Raw genomic sequence first — 16,302 nt, 5'->3', positions numbered from 1 at the left:
AGTTGCCCGATTTTTTATGTAAAAGCGTAATCCCCGCTAATTTCCCCTAATAGCCCACACAAAACAAAGTGCCTGAGCCTTATTTCATATTAACCTTGAGGATATTCAGTCCACTCCCCACCATCAAGCTGAATATACGGTCGCTCATTGATATACATCATTATAGTGTCTTCATTCTCAGCTACTTTAGGTGCCCGTGGCAAATCGTCAAGTAGTGAACCAATTGATGTATTTCCTGAGAACACATTAGTACGTAGTGCACGGCTGATGATTTCAGATAGGGCAAAATAGCTCGTTGACTCACTGATCTCTATTAACCCCGAGTGAGTTATATTAGGCCCAATAAACTTAATCGCACTAGGAACTGAAACTATCTTAGGACTTGGTATTTCTCGTAATCCTGAAAATTGAACCTTATCACCCTCTAAGGCTGCACCATGTTCAGGCACGAGCACTAATAACGTATTACGCTTTGCACTCTCAAGCTTATCAATAAACTGATTAATGTCACTAAAAAGCTGTTTTTGTCTAATTGGGTAACTTTGTGGGCTGCTCATGCGGTCATAACCTGCAATTTGATTACCATCATGTAAGCTAATCGTATTGTAATAAAGCGCACGTGGTTTATTGCTCTTTTGCTGGGATGAAAGCCAGTTGGTTAGTACTTCTTGATCTGAGTAAATAGGTTTTCCATCAAACCCGAATTGAAAGGGTGAATAATTCGCAAAATTTAATTTAGGAATATTTATGCCACCATATGAGTTTATTAACCCTTTAAAATCATCAAAGTGCCCATCGTGGTTCATAGCAACTGAGGTATCAAACCCCAGTTCAGCTAAATTTTCAAACAAGTAACACTGCTTAGGCACCGACTCAAAGAGTTGTGGCTGACTGGTTTGCCCACAGCTTGCTCGCAATAACCTAATAGCTGCTGGGCCACTGTAGGATGTGGCTGAATTAAAATCACTAAACAAGACATCAAAATTACTAAATAGCTCACGTGGATCTACATCAATTGCATTTAGGTCTGCTGTTGATAAAGAGCACACATTGAGAATTAATACATCAAAAGGGTTTTCTGGCAATTGTTCAGGAAACACACTGGTTAATTGGCTTTGCTCTTGATAAAAACGTGTAAGCTGTTGTTGTGGAGAAAGTGATGCTCCCACATCAACTAATTGCTTTGCAGCAACCCGGGATTGTTTTTGTGATACTTGAGCTGGGACGACCTCAACATCAACGCTCGCTGAAGCCAGCCAATAAGCATAGCCAAACCCAACCAATGAAAGCGTAGTATAGCGAAGCCATTGATGAGTGTATCGGTAAAACACACATACTATGAAGAGGCTTAAAAACAATTCTAAGCTAACCACGCGCGCGCTTATTTCAATAAAATAATCTAGGCTAAAATCTTGTACATTGCCAACCTGCTTCAGTAAACGCGATATAGGCGGTAACCATGAATCATAATAAAATAAAATAATCGCAAATCCCCCTGCCAAAACGTGCTTACCACGTTGCAATAAAGGGTGATTAAATGACAATGCCAAAAAAGCAAAGAAAGCTAAATTCTCTATAAAATGAAATGAAATTTCGCCACGCGCATATAAAGCAATTTTAATTAAAAAATAGACATTCCAAATACCTAAACCTGTTATTTTCACATTTTATCCTTCTTTTTAATACTCGGCTCATACGGCTTAAGTAATACATGCCTGAATGTCAGCTTTCGATAAAACCTCATAAAATGAACAAAAAGTGTTTTTGCGATATTACTCAAAACGACCCCAAAGATTAACGCAACAACAAAAGTAATAAAAAACTGATTTAGGTTCATTTCATCGATTCCTTCAAACTCATTAAGCAACGCGTTGCAAAAGGCCTAGTTACTTTTCTAAATTCAGGTGAATCTACCTTGGCTTTTGTATTATCGGCAGGTCGTTTATCAAATATATGACGGGTATTATCTTGTAATTGCATTGTATAATCAGGCACTTCGACAGCATCGTACTTATTTTTTAAACGCCTACATTCTTGCTGAATAAAGAAGTGGTCGGCGATTACAATTTTTGAATCGAAGAAATCAGCCACTTTTAACCTAAATAGATGTTTAATTGCATTTTCAACATCATGTTCACGACATGCATGCAGGTATAAGTATACTTGGTCATCGACAGTGCTAAACACATCCCCCTCGCGCTTAACATGGAACAGCTGTAAAGGGTGTATCGCCTCTATACGGGGCAATAACCGTAATACTACTAACACGCCACTTACGCCCATATTCGCAGCAGAATCACTGTAATTCAATACCTGTTTTGCAAACTCTTTTAGCGGTAAAAACCCTTTTGAGAGCGAGCTTTCTGAATATTTCAAAACCTCTTCAATGTTGCTAGGCAAAGGCCTTGAAAACTGAAACCCCTGTATTGACTGAATCTGAGAAAGCAAACGAGATGGTTCTGAGAAACTGTATAAAATAAGGTTAACACCCAAAGTCAAAAACAAACATTCGTCTTGGTGGCGGATAATACCATCTACGTTCTGCACCACTAATTTTAACTTCTTACCACAGTGGTTCCTTAACGAAAAGCACTGGCTTGCTAAGGTTGCTAAATCTGTGTAGCGCGTCACAGCAAATACCAATGTGGCCGCTTTAACTTTTTTACCATGCTTAAACAGCGCTTCGTTATCGGCGACTGTTTTATAAAACACAGGTAATTTGGTGCCTTCTGGTACTGCTGTCTTAACTAACCACACATCATCTTCGTCAAAACTTTGATGCGGATTTTGCTCACTCAATTCACTTTTTGTGACCGCTTTTAATCGATCGCCAAAGACCTCTAGCTGAACAGACTCACCCGCCTTAACACCTTCACTGTAACTCCAATAGTCATACTCAATATTGCGTACAGCAGATTCATTTGAAATATAAACAATGCCATCAAAATATTTGTTGAGCACTTGCACATCTCTGCGTACTTGCGCAACTTCAATTCCTGTAACAATAAAGATGAATGTCAGTTGGTTTTTTTTCGCAAACTTATCGTATTGCTTCAGTCGTTCAGTTAACTGCGCTTGAGAGTGTCGCGTAAATAAGTCGGTATGAATATGAAGCACAACCGTGGAGCCCGCAAGCTCATCATACACTTTCAGTTCATTCAGTAGGTTGTTAGTAAAACTAAGCTGCTTTTTTTGTGCTACAGCGTAATCAAATGAAAAAGAATGTACTTTGCCTCTTTCATGAAGAGCGTTTAAATTAGCGCCGTGGGCCGATTCGTAAAACAGTTCGATTTGAGATGATAAGATAAACAGGTGTGCTGACGAAGTGCTCGAGATAGCCTGCAAGGCAAACTCTATAACTTGATTATCTAGAGGAGATATAAATATATATGTTGCATTGGCTTTGAGCTCAGTAAATGAGCTCGGCAACCCCTCTATATCGAAATTAGGCACGTCATATCCTATAATTAATACTTTTAGCTAGTTTTGTCCAACATTCTATATATAATGTTAACTAAGTCCACATTGAAACATAATTAATAGCGTTTTATTTACAAGAGATAGTCTTAATGAATGAGTTTGCAGTAAAAAAATCAAATATCCTCACCCAGTACGATATTGATAATTTATTAAACCGATTTGGTGGTAAGACTTCATCCTATATTGAAATTGTTGATGTGCAAAAGAATAACCAAATAATTGAAAAATATCCTTTATTAAGCGATGTATCACGTTCTTGCGACATGTTTGATATTGCAATAAATACAAAATAACCGTTTATCAAATTATGAAAAAAGTGTTTCTCAAAGGAATTAAAGGCGGTACAGGTGCAACCTCGATTGTGGCTAATCTTGCCTGCGCGCTAAGAAAATCAGACGAAGATGTCATCGCTATTGACCTCGACCCTAAAAGTGACTTGGGCCTGCATTTTGGTTTACCGTGGGAGCATGCTTCTGGCTGGAGTAATTACCTGTCGTTTGAAAGTGCACTGGATGAGTTTCACATTGATGATGACGGTGTGATTTTTTTACCTTTTGGTACATTATCTGCCAACACACAACGTACCCAAAAAACGATTGAATCAGCACAACAACTGCAAGTAAATGACAACGCTTGGCTTTTGTTTGACTGCCCTGCACACCAAGATATACAAGATTATGACTTGTCATCTCATGACATTGTTTTAGAAGTAATTAATTGTGATGCAGTGTCCCATAGCCTTATTTACAGACGCTTGCTCCAATTAAACCAATCAGCAAAAAAGTGGCAACATTATTTTTTAGTAAATAACTACAACTCCGCCAGTGAGCTCGAATCTGACTTGCTTCAAATATGGCAATCTGAAACCCCCTTGCTAGCACCTGTACATATTAATAAAGATGAGGTTATTAAAGAGTCTACTGCATTTAGAAATGTAGCTGTCAATTGCGCCCCTTATAGTGTTGCCTACGATGATTTTGAAACGCTTGCTAGTTGGCTAGTTACTCGAGCAACAGATAATGATTAATCACAGTAACAAAACAAATGTGGCTGAACGATTATTCTCATTAACTCTAAGCCTATTTTTTACAAAAAAATTAGTTCGGTTTATTTTATTTAAATTTCATAGCTATTTTAATCACCACAAAGTAAGTGTGATTGGTGCTGTATTAATGCCTTTTGCTTTATTGTTTATTTCATTATTCATTAAGTTGGATAACAATAAGAAAAAACGCATAAAAACAAAGTTAAAATACTTATACCCTCACGTATCCGAGCCAGTTTCGACACCGGCAAATATAGTTAGAGTGTTATTACAAAGCGTTTATTTAGCAACATTTAAAGTATCGACTAAACGCCAACCTAGTGAAGCTGTGATAAAAACCAGCACCAAACTCATTAGCAAAGCAGTTAGGTTAGTACGCTTTACTGACAGAAAGCTTACTCGGCGATTCAAAAAAATATGGCTACAGCTTAGAGTAGGAACTCAAAGCGAATCGTATCAACGTGTAAAAAAAGCAACTATTTGGAATAGTAAATTACTTAAAATTACCTTGTATTTTGTCATTGCTTTTACAGTCTTTGTATTTGTTACTGTACCATTTAGCCTTGAAGCACAAGCAATCTACATTAGCCTAATATTAATTGTTGCCTACTCCTTAAGACGTGTTAAAGGGCAAATTGCCACAATTACAATGATCACGCTTGCTGTCACAACCTCAACACGTTATTTATGGTGGCGCTATACTGATACACTCAATTGGGGGGACCCTGTTGCACTGGCTTTAGGTTTGGGCCTGCTACTCGCTGAAACGTACGCTTGGCTCGTGCTAATTTTAGGTTTCTTTCAGACAATCAATCCATTGCAGCGTAAGCCAATCCCGATGGATAGTGACACGTCTAAGTGGCCAACTGTTGATATCTATATCCCGACATACAACGAACCATTAAGCGTGGTTAAACCCACCGCTATTGCAGCACAAAGCATTGATTGGCCAGCAGATAAGTTAAATATCTATATTTTAGATGATGGTAAACGCGCTGAATTTGCACAGTTAGCTAAAGAGATAGGCGTTGGCTATTTAGACAGGCCTGATAATAGTCACGCAAAAGCGGGTAACATGAACCACGCAATGAAATACACTGATGGCGAGTATATTGCCATCTTTGATTGCGACCATATTCCAGCTCGTTCATTTTTACAAATGACCATGGGACAGTTTATGAATGATGAAAAAGTGTGTTTAGTACAAACACCTCATCACTTTTTCTCAGCAGACCCATTTGAAAGAAACCTTGATAACCACCGCAAGATTCCGAACGAAAATATGTTGTTCTATGGATTAATTCAAGACGGCAATGACATGTGGGATGCGACCTTCTTTTGTGGCTCGTGTGCCGTTTTAAAGCGTAAAGCGCTTGACGATATTGGTGGTTTTGCCGTGGAGACGGTCACCGAAGATGCCCATACAGCATTGCGCATGCAGCGTGAAGGTTACAAAACGGCCTATATTAATATTCCACAAGCTGCAGGACTTGCAACTGACAGTTTGTCAGCGCATGTAGGCCAACGAATAAGATGGGCCCGCGGTATGGCGCAAATTTTTAGGCTTGATAACCCATTACTTGGCAAAGGGCTCAGCTTAGTACAACGACTATGTTATATAAATGCAATGTTGCACTTTTTATCGGGCATTCCTCGTATTGTCTTTTTAACAGCCCCGCTGGCATTAATTTACTTCAATGCCTACATTATATACGCACCTTTTATAGCTATTTTTTTATATATAGTGCCCACCTTAATGCAGGTCAAAATAACCAACTCCAGAGTCCAGGGTAAATTCCGATATTCGTTTTGGGGAGAAGTTTATGAATCTGTATTAGCATGGTACATATTAAAACCGACCACTGTAGCGCTTATTAACCCCAACAAAGGAAAATTTAATGTTACAGAGAAAGGTGGCTTGAACGACACCGCTCGTTACGACTGGCTAATATCAAAGCCCTATATCGTGTTATTATTAATAAACGTACTGGGTATGTGTTACGCCATTTTTCGATTGATTTTTGGTGATGTCTCACAAATAGGTGTTTTACTGATCAGTATGCTGTGGGTTAGCTACAACATCATTATTTTAGGCGCCGCGGTTGCCGTTGCAGCAGAAGCAAAACAAGTGCGTAGCTCGCATCGAATTAAAGCAAACTTCCCAGCTGCTATTCGGTTAGAAAACGGCCGTACGATTAAGGTTAAAATTACAGATTACTCTGACAGTGGTGTTGGTATCGAAACCATTAGTGACCACCCTTGTCGTGAAAATGATAAAGTTGAGTTGTTAATGAGCCGGGGCAAAAAGCAATTTTCATTTCCGACTTATATTTGCAACACCCGTAAAACACAAATTGGCTTAACATTACGCGATCTTGATTTAGCTAAACAAAAAGCATTTATCCAATGTACCTTCTCAAGAGCGGATGCTTGGATAGATTGGCAAGAAAACTTTAAACACGATAGACCTTCTTACAGCTTTAAACATGTTTTTATTACCAGCTTGAGAGGATTTACCAATTTGATTTATCATGCGCCAAGTCAATTTAAGCCATTTATAATTTTGATGGCAAACATAATTAACTTTGTAGTGTCGTTATTACCGAAAAAACCAATAAAGTATTATAACCAATATGACTAAATATATATTTAAACCTGCCTTTGTAATTTTAGTGTTGTGCAGCTCTTTATTTGCAGCCGCATCAGAGCCACTTGCAGATAAAAGTATTTTTGATGCCGGGTACCCAGAACAAGCACCAACGCAAAGTTTGACGCTGAGCTTTAAGCGTTTAGGGGTTAACAAATACAAACTCGATGGTATAAACAACGCAACAACTGTTGATTTTACTAACCGATTAGACAAAATTGGTAAAAAGCTAACGCTTAACTTTTCTTATAGCCATTCCCCTGCATTAATTAGCAGAGTATCGCATCTAAAAATATACTTTAATGACAACCTAATCACGGTTATGCCCATTAATGACCACAACAAAAAAATAGAGTCACTGGCAACGCACAGCCTTGAGTTAAACCCAAAGTTCATCAAAGACTTTAACCAAGTACGCTTTGAGCTGGTTGGCTACTACGATTTAATTTGCCAAGACGATTTTAGTAAAACAATTTGGACTGAACTTAGTCAAAATAGCGCTATCATGCTTGACCAACAAGCGCTTGCACTTGAAAGCTTACTGGAATACCTACCAGCGCCATTTTTTGATGAACGAGATTACACTCAACTCACGCTGCCGTTTATTTTTACATCTAAAACAGATAAAAACACGCTTGAAGCTGCGGCAACTTTATCAAGCTGGTTTGGAGCGAAAGCTGATTGGCGCAAAGCAAGTTTTCCGGTCTCATTTAATAAAACACCGACTCAGCATAGCGTTGTATTTGCTACAAATGACAATAAACCAGATTTCTTACTTGATTACCCAGATGTCACTAAACCAACCATTGAGATTATTTCAAGCCCAATTAATCGATACGCAAAAGTGTTACTTATTCTAGGCAAGGATACTAATCAGTTAAAAGAAGCCGCGCTTGGTTTAGCATTCGGCCATAAAGTTATGACCGGCCGGACTGCAAGCGTTAATGCGATCAATCAATTACCTTTGAGAAAAGCTTACGACGCACCTAGTTGGGTTCGCTCAGATAGACCGGTTGCCTTTGAGGAGTTTGTCGAATACCCCAATCAGTTGCAATCTCAAGGCGTTCAAGGACGGCCTGTAAATTTAGATGTTCGTTTTGCACCAGATTTATTTACCTGGCGTAAAGAAGGTATTCCTATTGACTTACATTACCGTAATGCACCTGCCGATGAAGCATTACTTTCACGATTAAATATGCTTATCAACGGAAAGTTCATTAACGGTTTTGTATTGGCAACCGACAGCTCGCAAATTGTCGAATCAAACAGCTTTATGCCGCTGCTGAACAATAACAATATGGCCCATACGCAACGTGATTTTGAGCTAACGGGATTAGATCTTAGTAAGAAAAACCAGCTAACATACGACTTTAAATTTGGTGTTGTAAAAGCAGGGAAATGTAGCGCCGTGCCTGCCGGTGGTGAGTACGGCGTTATCGATGGAAGCTCAACTATAGACGTGAGTGACTTTCACCATTACATTGCCTTACCCAATCTAAACGTGTTTGCAAACAGTGGTTTTCCATTTACAAAGTACGCTGATTTACACCAAACAACCCTCATTATTGAACCAAATAGTTCAGCGCAAGCTGTTGAATTACTCCTTAATTTTACTGGCCACTTAGGCCAAATTACAGGCTACCCAACACACCGCTTAAGCATCGCATTTCCGACTAGTGATCTAGATTTATCACAGAACGATATTGTTATTATCGGTAAACCCGATGCACTAAATTCTGAACTACCAAAAGACACAGCTATCAGCGTGCTATTAAAAAACAATCAGCGTATCGTCAATCAGGCCATATATAACGGTGCCTATCATGATAATGAACCTGAAAAAATTAATGTAAGCATTAATAGTAGAGGCAAGCTTGGGATAATTGCGGGGTATCAATCGCCGTTCAATTCAGATCGTTCTGTCGTATCAATGATCGCGACTTCAGATAGTGCATATACACTGTTAAGTGATTCGTTAATTAACGACACCATCACGGCACAAATTAAAGGCAGTGCAACGGTCATAAGTAACAAAGGAGTTAAAACAATAAACACTGACGACCTGTATTATGTTGGTCAGATCCCTATCCATACTTTGATTTGGTTTCATTTCTCTGATCATCCATTTGTTTTGGCCTTTTTATCTATTTTAATACTACTGCTTATCTCATTTTTACTTTGGCGATTACTCGGTATATTAACTCAAAAACGTTTATCTGAAGGGGACGAATAATGAAAAATACGTACATTAAGATTTATTCATTATTGGCTTTTCTACTGTTCACAACAACAAGCTTCGCGCAAAAAATGTGTGAACCTTGGACACAATGGGAAACCTTCAAAAATCACTTTATCACCTCGGATGGTCGCGTAATCGACCTAGGCAGCAAACAATCGATCACCACATCTGAAGGGCAATCCTACGCGTTATTTTTTGCATTAATAGCAAATGACCGCGTAACGTTTGATAAAGTGCTAGATTGGACAGAGGTTAATCTCGCTGAAGGTGATTTGAGCACGCGTCTTCCAGCGTGGCAATGGGGCATTAATGATGATGGACAAGAGTCGATATTGGACTCAAACCCAGCATCGGATTCTGATTTATGGATTGCATACGCGCTCTCTCAAGCGGGAATACTTTGGCAAGATAGACGTTACAGTGTACTCGCTGCGGTAATGGCCAAACGGATCATGCGTGAAGAAACCGCATACATCCCTAACTTGGGGCTGTCTTTGTTACCTGCGCCAAGTGGCTTTGAATATAAAAATGATCGATACAAACTCAATCCAAGCTATGCCCCTCTTTTTATTCTTCGTCAATTAAGTCAATTGTATCCTCACTCTCCTTGGCAAAAACTGCATGATAACTCCGCTCAAATGATACTCGAAACGAGTAAAGAAGGTGTTAGCCCTGATTGGGTAATGTATCAACCAAGTAAAGGGTTTTATTACGATAAAACAACCCCTGACCTAGGGAGCTATAACGCTATACGTGTTTATTTATGGGCCAGTATGATGGCAGAAGATGCTCCTTACAGAGAAATGTTAGTAAAACAATTTAAACCAATGTCAGACCATGTTGTTAGATTATCTGGCTCCCCTCTAAATACTTATGCAAAAACAGGGAAAGTACAAAAATATGGCCCGCGAGGATTTGATGCAGCACTACTGCCCCTGCTCGCTGTATTTAATGAAGACGAGGCAATGACTGCGTTACAGCAAAAATTGATGATCGATACTTCGTTTACAAAAAGCCGTTACTACGACAGTGTTTTATACTTATTTGGTACGAGTACCGTAAACAAGCAATTCGCTATCGATGAAATGGGGAAATTGACACCTTATTGGAGCACTGAATGTCGCTAAAAGGATTGATAGGTGTTTCACTGTTAAGTACCTTTTATTTTACATCAGGCTCGTTGCTTGCCCAATCAGCGAAAGATTTAGATACGCAATCAATTAATTGGCTTGTGAGCCAAATTGAGTTAGGTGAAATTCAAAAAAACACCTTACTCATGACTGACAGCTTAGATAAGTTAATGAGTATTGCACCCAATAACGTGCTGGCAAGATGCGCTCAGGCGCGCGTATATTTAGCGTTAAACAACCCAACTAGAGCGCAAATAGTTATAGATCAGTTTAGTAAGCTGGATAACTCACAGCATTGCGTTAAACAGTTGAAAGTATTTGCTAAAGTAAGCACTAAAGAGAAGCAACAAGTTCAAAAAGCCCGTTTATTAGCTAAAGCGGGGCAATACCAACAAGCTGTAAAAATATATGATGTATTGTTTTCCCCCGTTTATCCTAATTCTGAATATGAATTTGAACATATTAGCTGGATTGCAGTAGATACAAATAATTGGCAAGAGGCACTCAAAGGGTATCAGTCACTTCGTAAGCGCTATCCTAATATAGGCCGGTATGATATTGCTTTTGCAAGACACCTATTAAAGCGTGATCCACAAAGTAAAAAGGCGTTTGAGATATATACTCACTATGCACACAGTAATCAATACAGTGTTGCAGCAGAGTTTGCTTGGCTCGATGCACTAAGAAATTTGCCAATTACTAAAGAGACTAGCCTCGCCTACCGTGAATACATTAGTCACTACCCTAACAGCAGCAAAGGTAAATTACAGTTTTCAGACTTTAAAACTGATTTAAAAAACGAATTAATTAAACAGGCAGATCCGGCTTATAAGCTTTGGGTGAGAGGTGCAAATGCACTTGAAAAGAAGCAATACGTGAAAGCTGAAAACTTATTGCTTCGTGCATACCAAGGTAGGCCCGATGATCATGAAGTATTAAATAGCTTAGGCTTACTAAACCTCCGCCAAGGTAGAAATGAAAAAGCGTATAAATATTTCAAAGAAGCACAACGAAGTACGCTTGAGGTTGATTTAGTATCTGTATACCGAAACTTAGCTAAAACGGCCAAGTTTTGGCAATACATAGAACAAACTCAACTTGCTATAGCTGCACAGCAATTTAAACGTGCCCAGCTAAAACTAAATTTAGCAGATACCTTAGCTGAGAGCTCTGATACCGTTAATTATTACAGAGCTGAAGTATTTAAAGCACAAGGCAACTATCAGCAAGCCATGCAGTTTTATAATAAAGTGTTAGCTAATGACCCAATAAATAACTCTGCATTGCGTGGTATGTTAGAAATATTAAGTGTTGATAATAACTTTGATAGAATTAATCAGTTTTATTACCAACTTTCACGGGCTCAACAACAAGCTATAATTGAAGATTATACCGTATTACAAAGCCAGCAGTTGCGTCAAAGAGCGACTATGTTAGTCGAACAAGGCCAACTAGACGACGCGGTTGAGTTACTTTTGGTAGCGATTAAACAAACCCCTCGGGAAAGCTGGCTGTACTATGATTTAGCGAATGTATACCAACAACAAGGTTTAAATACTCACGCAAAAGCGCTTTATAATAGAACATTGTGGCAATTTCCGCTTGATGCCGAATTACGATACAGCCATGCTATATTTCTTAGTTCACTTAATGATTATCAAGGCGCGTTAGATACGCTTCAATATATTCCCAACAACGCTCGAACAAGTGATATTGAGCAATTTTCCCAACAACTGTCTGTGAATGCAAAACTCGATAAACTTGAAAATAATAACTCTGTGGATAGAGCCACAATAATTTACAACCTCACAGAGCTAGGTGCTCAGCCTTTAACTCCACTAATGCAAGCTGAACTTGCCGTTCAGTGGCAACAAATTAACGAGTTACAATATGCCACTCGGCAACTAAAAATTGCCTTAGAGCGCGATAATACCTTAAGTCCATATTGGCATATGACCTATGGGCAGTGGCTTTTAGATAGTGGTAACGAGCAGCAAATAAAACACTGGTTTACCAATTATCAATTACCTCAACAGGCAACCGCCGATGATCAGGTGCGCTGGTTATCATTGCAAGTTGCTCATATAAATAAGTTTAACGAACCGCAGCAACGATTGAATAAGTTAAACAGCCTTGCCAAAAGCTCATCTAATAATCCAGTCGTTATTGAGGCTATGATTGCAGCAAACATTGAGCTAAATCGTTCGAAAGGAGCCATAGATTTATATTTACAACAGCAACAAACAGGAAGCACTTTATCGTCTGACACTCAACTGGCGGTAGCGCAAATTAGCCGAGAGCAAGGTAACTACGCATTATCTGATAATATCATTGCCTCACTAATCGAAAATGTTCAACCAGATCAGTTGTATCAACAGCAGCTTTTAATGACTGCGCTGGTAGATTTAAATGATGATGCCAGTGCAATTGATTTAGCAAAAAGCTTATTAGTTAAATCTGATTATAATCAAGAAATGTATTATCAAGCAGCCCAAGTTGCACAAAGTAAAAAGCAGCCTTTTTATGCTGAAACTTGGTACAAAGAGGCCATTGAGCCACACAGCAGCATAAAGGCAAGCAACGACCCTGCGCTTAATTATAAGCTATACCGATTAGACGACGAGGCCCCGTGGTATATTAATAATGCTAAACGTGAGTTAGCCTCTATGGTAGAACAAAATCAGGCTTACATTACCGCAGGTATTAATTTTAGTAGTCAAACAAGCACACAAAATCAATCAAGCCTTGGGGCTGGTACTATTCCTATAGAAGCGGGATTCCCATTATGGGATGGTTTAGCAATAATCAAGCTTGACCCTGTGACAATTTCAAGCCAAGAAACGCGCTTTGACGAGACATTTGCAGGCAGCCGTTATGGACAAGGTGCCTTATGTATTTTGGGCTGCCCATTAAATAGTATTGAGCCCAAGCAAGAAGGTATTGATATTGGTTTAGCTTGGCAAGATGACACATGGCGATTTGACGTTGGTACTACCCCCATTGGTTTTTTAGTTGAAGATATTGTTTGGGGTGTCGATTATAGCGACAGTTTTGGCGACTTTGGTTACAGTGTGACATTAAATAAGCGCCCAGTTACAAGCTCAGTCTTATCCTATGGCGGACTAGAAGATGTGTTCACTAACCAAGTTTGGGGGGGGGTTCGAGCAACGAGTTTACGCTTAAATGTATCGCACGACCTAGGTCTTGAGTGGGGATTTTGGGGCTCTACTGATTTTCAGTTACTACAAGGCAAAAATGTAAAAGATAACCAGCAGTACAGCATCATGGGCGGTGCATACAACCGTTACATTCAAGAAAAAGATATGGAATTAACCTTAGGTGCAAGCCTTTTACATTGGTCATATAAGTACAATTTAAGTGAAGAGACCTTTGGCCATGGCGGGTATTATAGCCCACAAAGTTATCTAGGCGCTTCTGTTCCAATTACTTTTGATCATCGCTTAAATAATGATTTTATATATAGATTGCGTGCTGGTGTTTCTTGGTCGACCACAACAAATGATGACAGTGAGTTCTTTCCCAATGACCCACTCTTACAGTCTCAGGCAATGCAAAAAGAATCAATCACGGGCGTTAATCCTTTCTTTGAAGGAGATAAAAGTGCCGGTATTTCATATAGCTTAGGGGGAAGTTTTGAATATCGATTTACGCCCCATTGGTTCTTTGGTGGCTTTTTTAACCTAGATCGTGCTGATTTTTATGAACCCAATTTTGGCCAGCTTTATTTCAGGTATTACTTTAAACCGGTATACACTGAAATGGTTTTCCCAGGCACTCCTGTTGTACCTTATGCTAGCTATTAACGCAGGGTGGTGAGGTACAACCAGTACTAACTATCGCAATCACTTCCCCTGACCATAAGGTCTATGTATACTTACCCGCAATTGTAGCTAGGATAAGGGTGTGACTCTTACCACTAAGTTATCGCTTAGTTAGCAAACCATTACCTTAGCTGCATTAGAAAACATTCATGGCCGCCCGTTCAAAAAGTGCGTTAAAGCACGAACGAATAAAGCAATAAATATAAGGCCGCAATAATAATATAAGTTAGGAAGTAAATATGAGTTCACCTTCAACTGGGGGCTTTTTTGGCCACCCAAAAGGACTTTCAACACTGTTCTTCACTGAAATGTGGGAACGAATGAGCTATTACGGCATGCGTGCCTTATTAGTACTTTTCATGACCGCTAGTTTGCAAGAAGAAGGACTAGGTTTTACTGTCGCCTCCGCCGCTGCAATTTATGGTTTGTACACAGGTGCAGTTTACTTTTTAGGTTTACCCGGTGGTTGGCTAGCTGACCGTCTGTTTGGTGGCCAAAAAGCGGTATGGTATGGCGGTATCATAATCATGATCGGCCATATTATATTGGCTATCCCACATGAATATTCATTTTTCATCGGCCTGGTTTTTGTTGCCACAGGTACGGGTCTATTAAAGCCAAATATAAGTGCTATGGTCGGATTGCTATACAGCAGTGAAGACGAGCGCCGTGACAGTGGTTATGCAATTTACTACATGGGCATCAACTTAGGCTCAATCATCGGTTATTATGTGTGTGGTTACTTCATGGAAAATGTAGGCTGGCACTGGGCTTTTGGTGCTGCTGCTGTGGGTATGGGTATTGGTCTTATTCAATATCATTTAACAACCAAACACCTGCCGAGTAATAGTGCTCAGCCAGCTAACCCGCTAAGTGCAAGAGGTATTACACGCGCTTGGTTTGGTATCGTTACTTTTATAATCGTTGTTGCATCAATCGTTGCAGCTGCAATGACTGGCCACCTAATCATTGACCCTGTTGTTATAGCTGGCTACGTTGCAATCGCATTCACACTTATTTTCTTCGCTTACTTTGGCATTATCTATTTCAAAGGCAAGCTGACTGAAGCTGAAAAACGCCGTATGTGGGCACTGTTTTTAGTGTGTGTAGCCTCAGCGTGTTTTTGGTCTGGCTTTGAACAAGCAGGCTCATCGCTAAACTTATTTGCACGTGATTACACTGACCGTTTAATTGGTTCTTTTGAAATCCCAACCGCGTGGTTCCAATCACTAAACGCTATTTTTATTATTGTTCTGTCACCGTTTTTTGCGGCGCTATGGATTAACTTATCTAAAAAAATGATCTCACCTTCATACAGCGTCAAATGCGCGATTGGCTTAATCATCATGGCTTCTGGCTTTTTAGTGATGTTTATGGCTGCTCATTACGCTGCAGAGGGTTTAAAAGTAGCGCCATACTGGCTAGTTACTACCTACTTCTTACACACTGTGGGTGAACTATGTTTAAGCCCAGTAGCATTAAGCGCAGTAAGCCGTTTGTCACCGAAGCGTTTCTCTGGCCAGATGATGGGTGTATTCGTATTAACTTATTCTATCGGTAATATCATCGCAGGCTTATTAGCTGGTGGTTTTGATCCGAACAACATGGAAGAAATTCCTTACCTGTACTTACAAATTGCACTCTTTAGCATAGGCGTAGGTATTATATTAGTGCTAATGAGCTTCAAAGCTAAAATCTGGGAAAAACAAGGGCTAACTGAAAACAACGTTTGAAAATAAAGCGTTAGTTTTTATAAATTGATACCCTCGTATCAACTTTGGTTCCCGAATAGGCAAGGTAGTAATATCTTGCCTATTTTATTCCCTCCCCTTTTTGAGCCTATGTTACTTCCACGTTAATATATTCTATATAAAGTACCTATAACCACGCATTTATTACTGCTATCATGAGATTATTAG

Annotated in this window: 9 protein-coding genes; 7 read left to right on the top strand and 2 right to left on the bottom strand. The window is 39.4% G+C overall.

The genetic code is table 11. The features are described 5' to 3' along the window. Nucleotides 1–89: 89 nt before the first annotated feature. Together bcsG and bcsE are read right to left on the bottom strand one after the other, a co-directional pair. Complete coding sequence (bcsG, locus tag CSC79_RS04640; RefSeq protein ID WP_099294542.1) at nucleotides 90–1,664, bottom strand: cellulose biosynthesis protein BcsG; 1,575 nt, start codon at nucleotides 1,662–1,664, stop codon at nucleotides 90–92. A 169-nt stretch (nucleotides 1,665–1,833) separates the two neighbouring features. Further along, the gene (bcsE, locus tag CSC79_RS04635) at nucleotides 1,834–3,453 is read right to left on the bottom strand and encodes a cellulose biosynthesis protein BcsE (RefSeq protein WP_099294540.1); all 1,620 of its coding nucleotides are present in this window, start codon (nucleotides 3,451–3,453) and stop codon (nucleotides 1,834–1,836) included. A 116-nt stretch (nucleotides 3,454–3,569) separates the two neighbouring features. Here bcsE and bcsR point away from each other — a divergent pair, with 116 nt between their 5' ends. From bcsR to CSC79_RS04600, 7 genes are all read left to right on the top strand, one after another. Further along, nucleotides 3,570–3,773, top strand: a complete 204-nt coding sequence (bcsR, locus tag CSC79_RS04630) for a BcsR/BcsP family cellulose biosynthesis protein (RefSeq protein WP_099294538.1) — start codon at nucleotides 3,570–3,572, stop codon at nucleotides 3,771–3,773. A gap of 14 nt (nucleotides 3,774–3,787) precedes the next feature. Then, the gene (bcsQ, locus tag CSC79_RS04625; RefSeq protein WP_099294536.1) at nucleotides 3,788–4,507 is read left to right on the top strand and encodes a cellulose biosynthesis protein BcsQ; all 720 of its coding nucleotides are present in this window, start codon (nucleotides 3,788–3,790) and stop codon (nucleotides 4,505–4,507) included. Next, complete coding sequence (gene bcsA, locus CSC79_RS04620) at nucleotides 4,500–7,166, top strand: UDP-forming cellulose synthase catalytic subunit (RefSeq protein WP_099294534.1); 2,667 nt, start codon at nucleotides 4,500–4,502, stop codon at nucleotides 7,164–7,166. Before bcsQ ends, bcsA begins: the two co-directional genes overlap by 8 nt. Next, on the top strand, nucleotides 7,159–9,405 hold the full coding sequence (bcsB, locus tag CSC79_RS04615) for a cellulose biosynthesis cyclic di-GMP-binding regulatory protein BcsB (protein WP_099294532.1): 2,247 nt from the start codon (nucleotides 7,159–7,161) through the stop codon (nucleotides 9,403–9,405). Before bcsA ends, bcsB begins: the two co-directional genes overlap by 8 nt. Then, nucleotides 9,405–10,538, top strand: a complete 1,134-nt coding sequence (gene bcsZ / locus CSC79_RS04610; RefSeq protein ID WP_099294530.1) for a cellulose synthase complex periplasmic endoglucanase BcsZ — start codon at nucleotides 9,405–9,407, stop codon at nucleotides 10,536–10,538. Before bcsB ends, bcsZ begins: the two co-directional genes overlap by 1 nt. Then, nucleotides 10,529–14,365 (top strand): cellulose synthase subunit BcsC-related outer membrane protein, encoded by a 3,837-nt coding sequence (locus CSC79_RS04605; protein ID WP_099294528.1) that lies wholly within the window; start codon nucleotides 10,529–10,531, stop codon nucleotides 14,363–14,365. Before bcsZ ends, CSC79_RS04605 begins: the two co-directional genes overlap by 10 nt. A gap of 257 nt (nucleotides 14,366–14,622) precedes the next feature. Then, nucleotides 14,623–16,116: a peptide MFS transporter gene (locus tag CSC79_RS04600; RefSeq protein ID WP_099294526.1), complete on the top strand. Its 1,494-nt coding sequence runs from the start codon at nucleotides 14,623–14,625 to the stop codon at nucleotides 16,114–16,116. Nucleotides 16,117–16,302 lie beyond the last annotated feature (186 nt).

Source organism: Pseudoalteromonas sp. 3D05 (assembly GCF_002723455.1).
Classification (GTDB): Bacteria; Pseudomonadota; Gammaproteobacteria; order Enterobacterales; family Alteromonadaceae; genus Pseudoalteromonas.
Note: the sequence above shows the minus strand (reverse complement) of the source record. Positions and strands in the feature narration are given on the sequence as shown.

Bases quoted from the DNA above. Each gene is read 5' to 3' on its own strand.
- bcsR (WP_099294538.1), top strand. From the start codon at position 3,570: ATGAATGAGTTTGCAGTAAAAAAATCAAATATCCTCACCCAGTACGAT.
- bcsQ (WP_099294536.1), top strand. From the start codon at position 3,788: ATGAAAAAAGTGTTTCTCAAAGGAATTAAAGGCGGTACAGGTGCAACC.
- bcsA (WP_099294534.1), top strand. From the start codon at position 4,500: ATGATTAATCACAGTAACAAAACAAATGTGGCTGAACGATTATTCTCA.
- bcsB (WP_099294532.1), top strand. From the start codon at position 7,159: ATGACTAAATATATATTTAAACCTGCCTTTGTAATTTTAGTGTTGTGC.
- bcsZ (WP_099294530.1), top strand. From the start codon at position 9,405: ATGAAAAATACGTACATTAAGATTTATTCATTATTGGCTTTTCTACTG.
- CSC79_RS04605 (WP_099294528.1), top strand. From the start codon at position 10,529: ATGTCGCTAAAAGGATTGATAGGTGTTTCACTGTTAAGTACCTTTTAT.
- CSC79_RS04600 (WP_099294526.1), top strand. From the start codon at position 14,623: ATGAGTTCACCTTCAACTGGGGGCTTTTTTGGCCACCCAAAAGGACTT.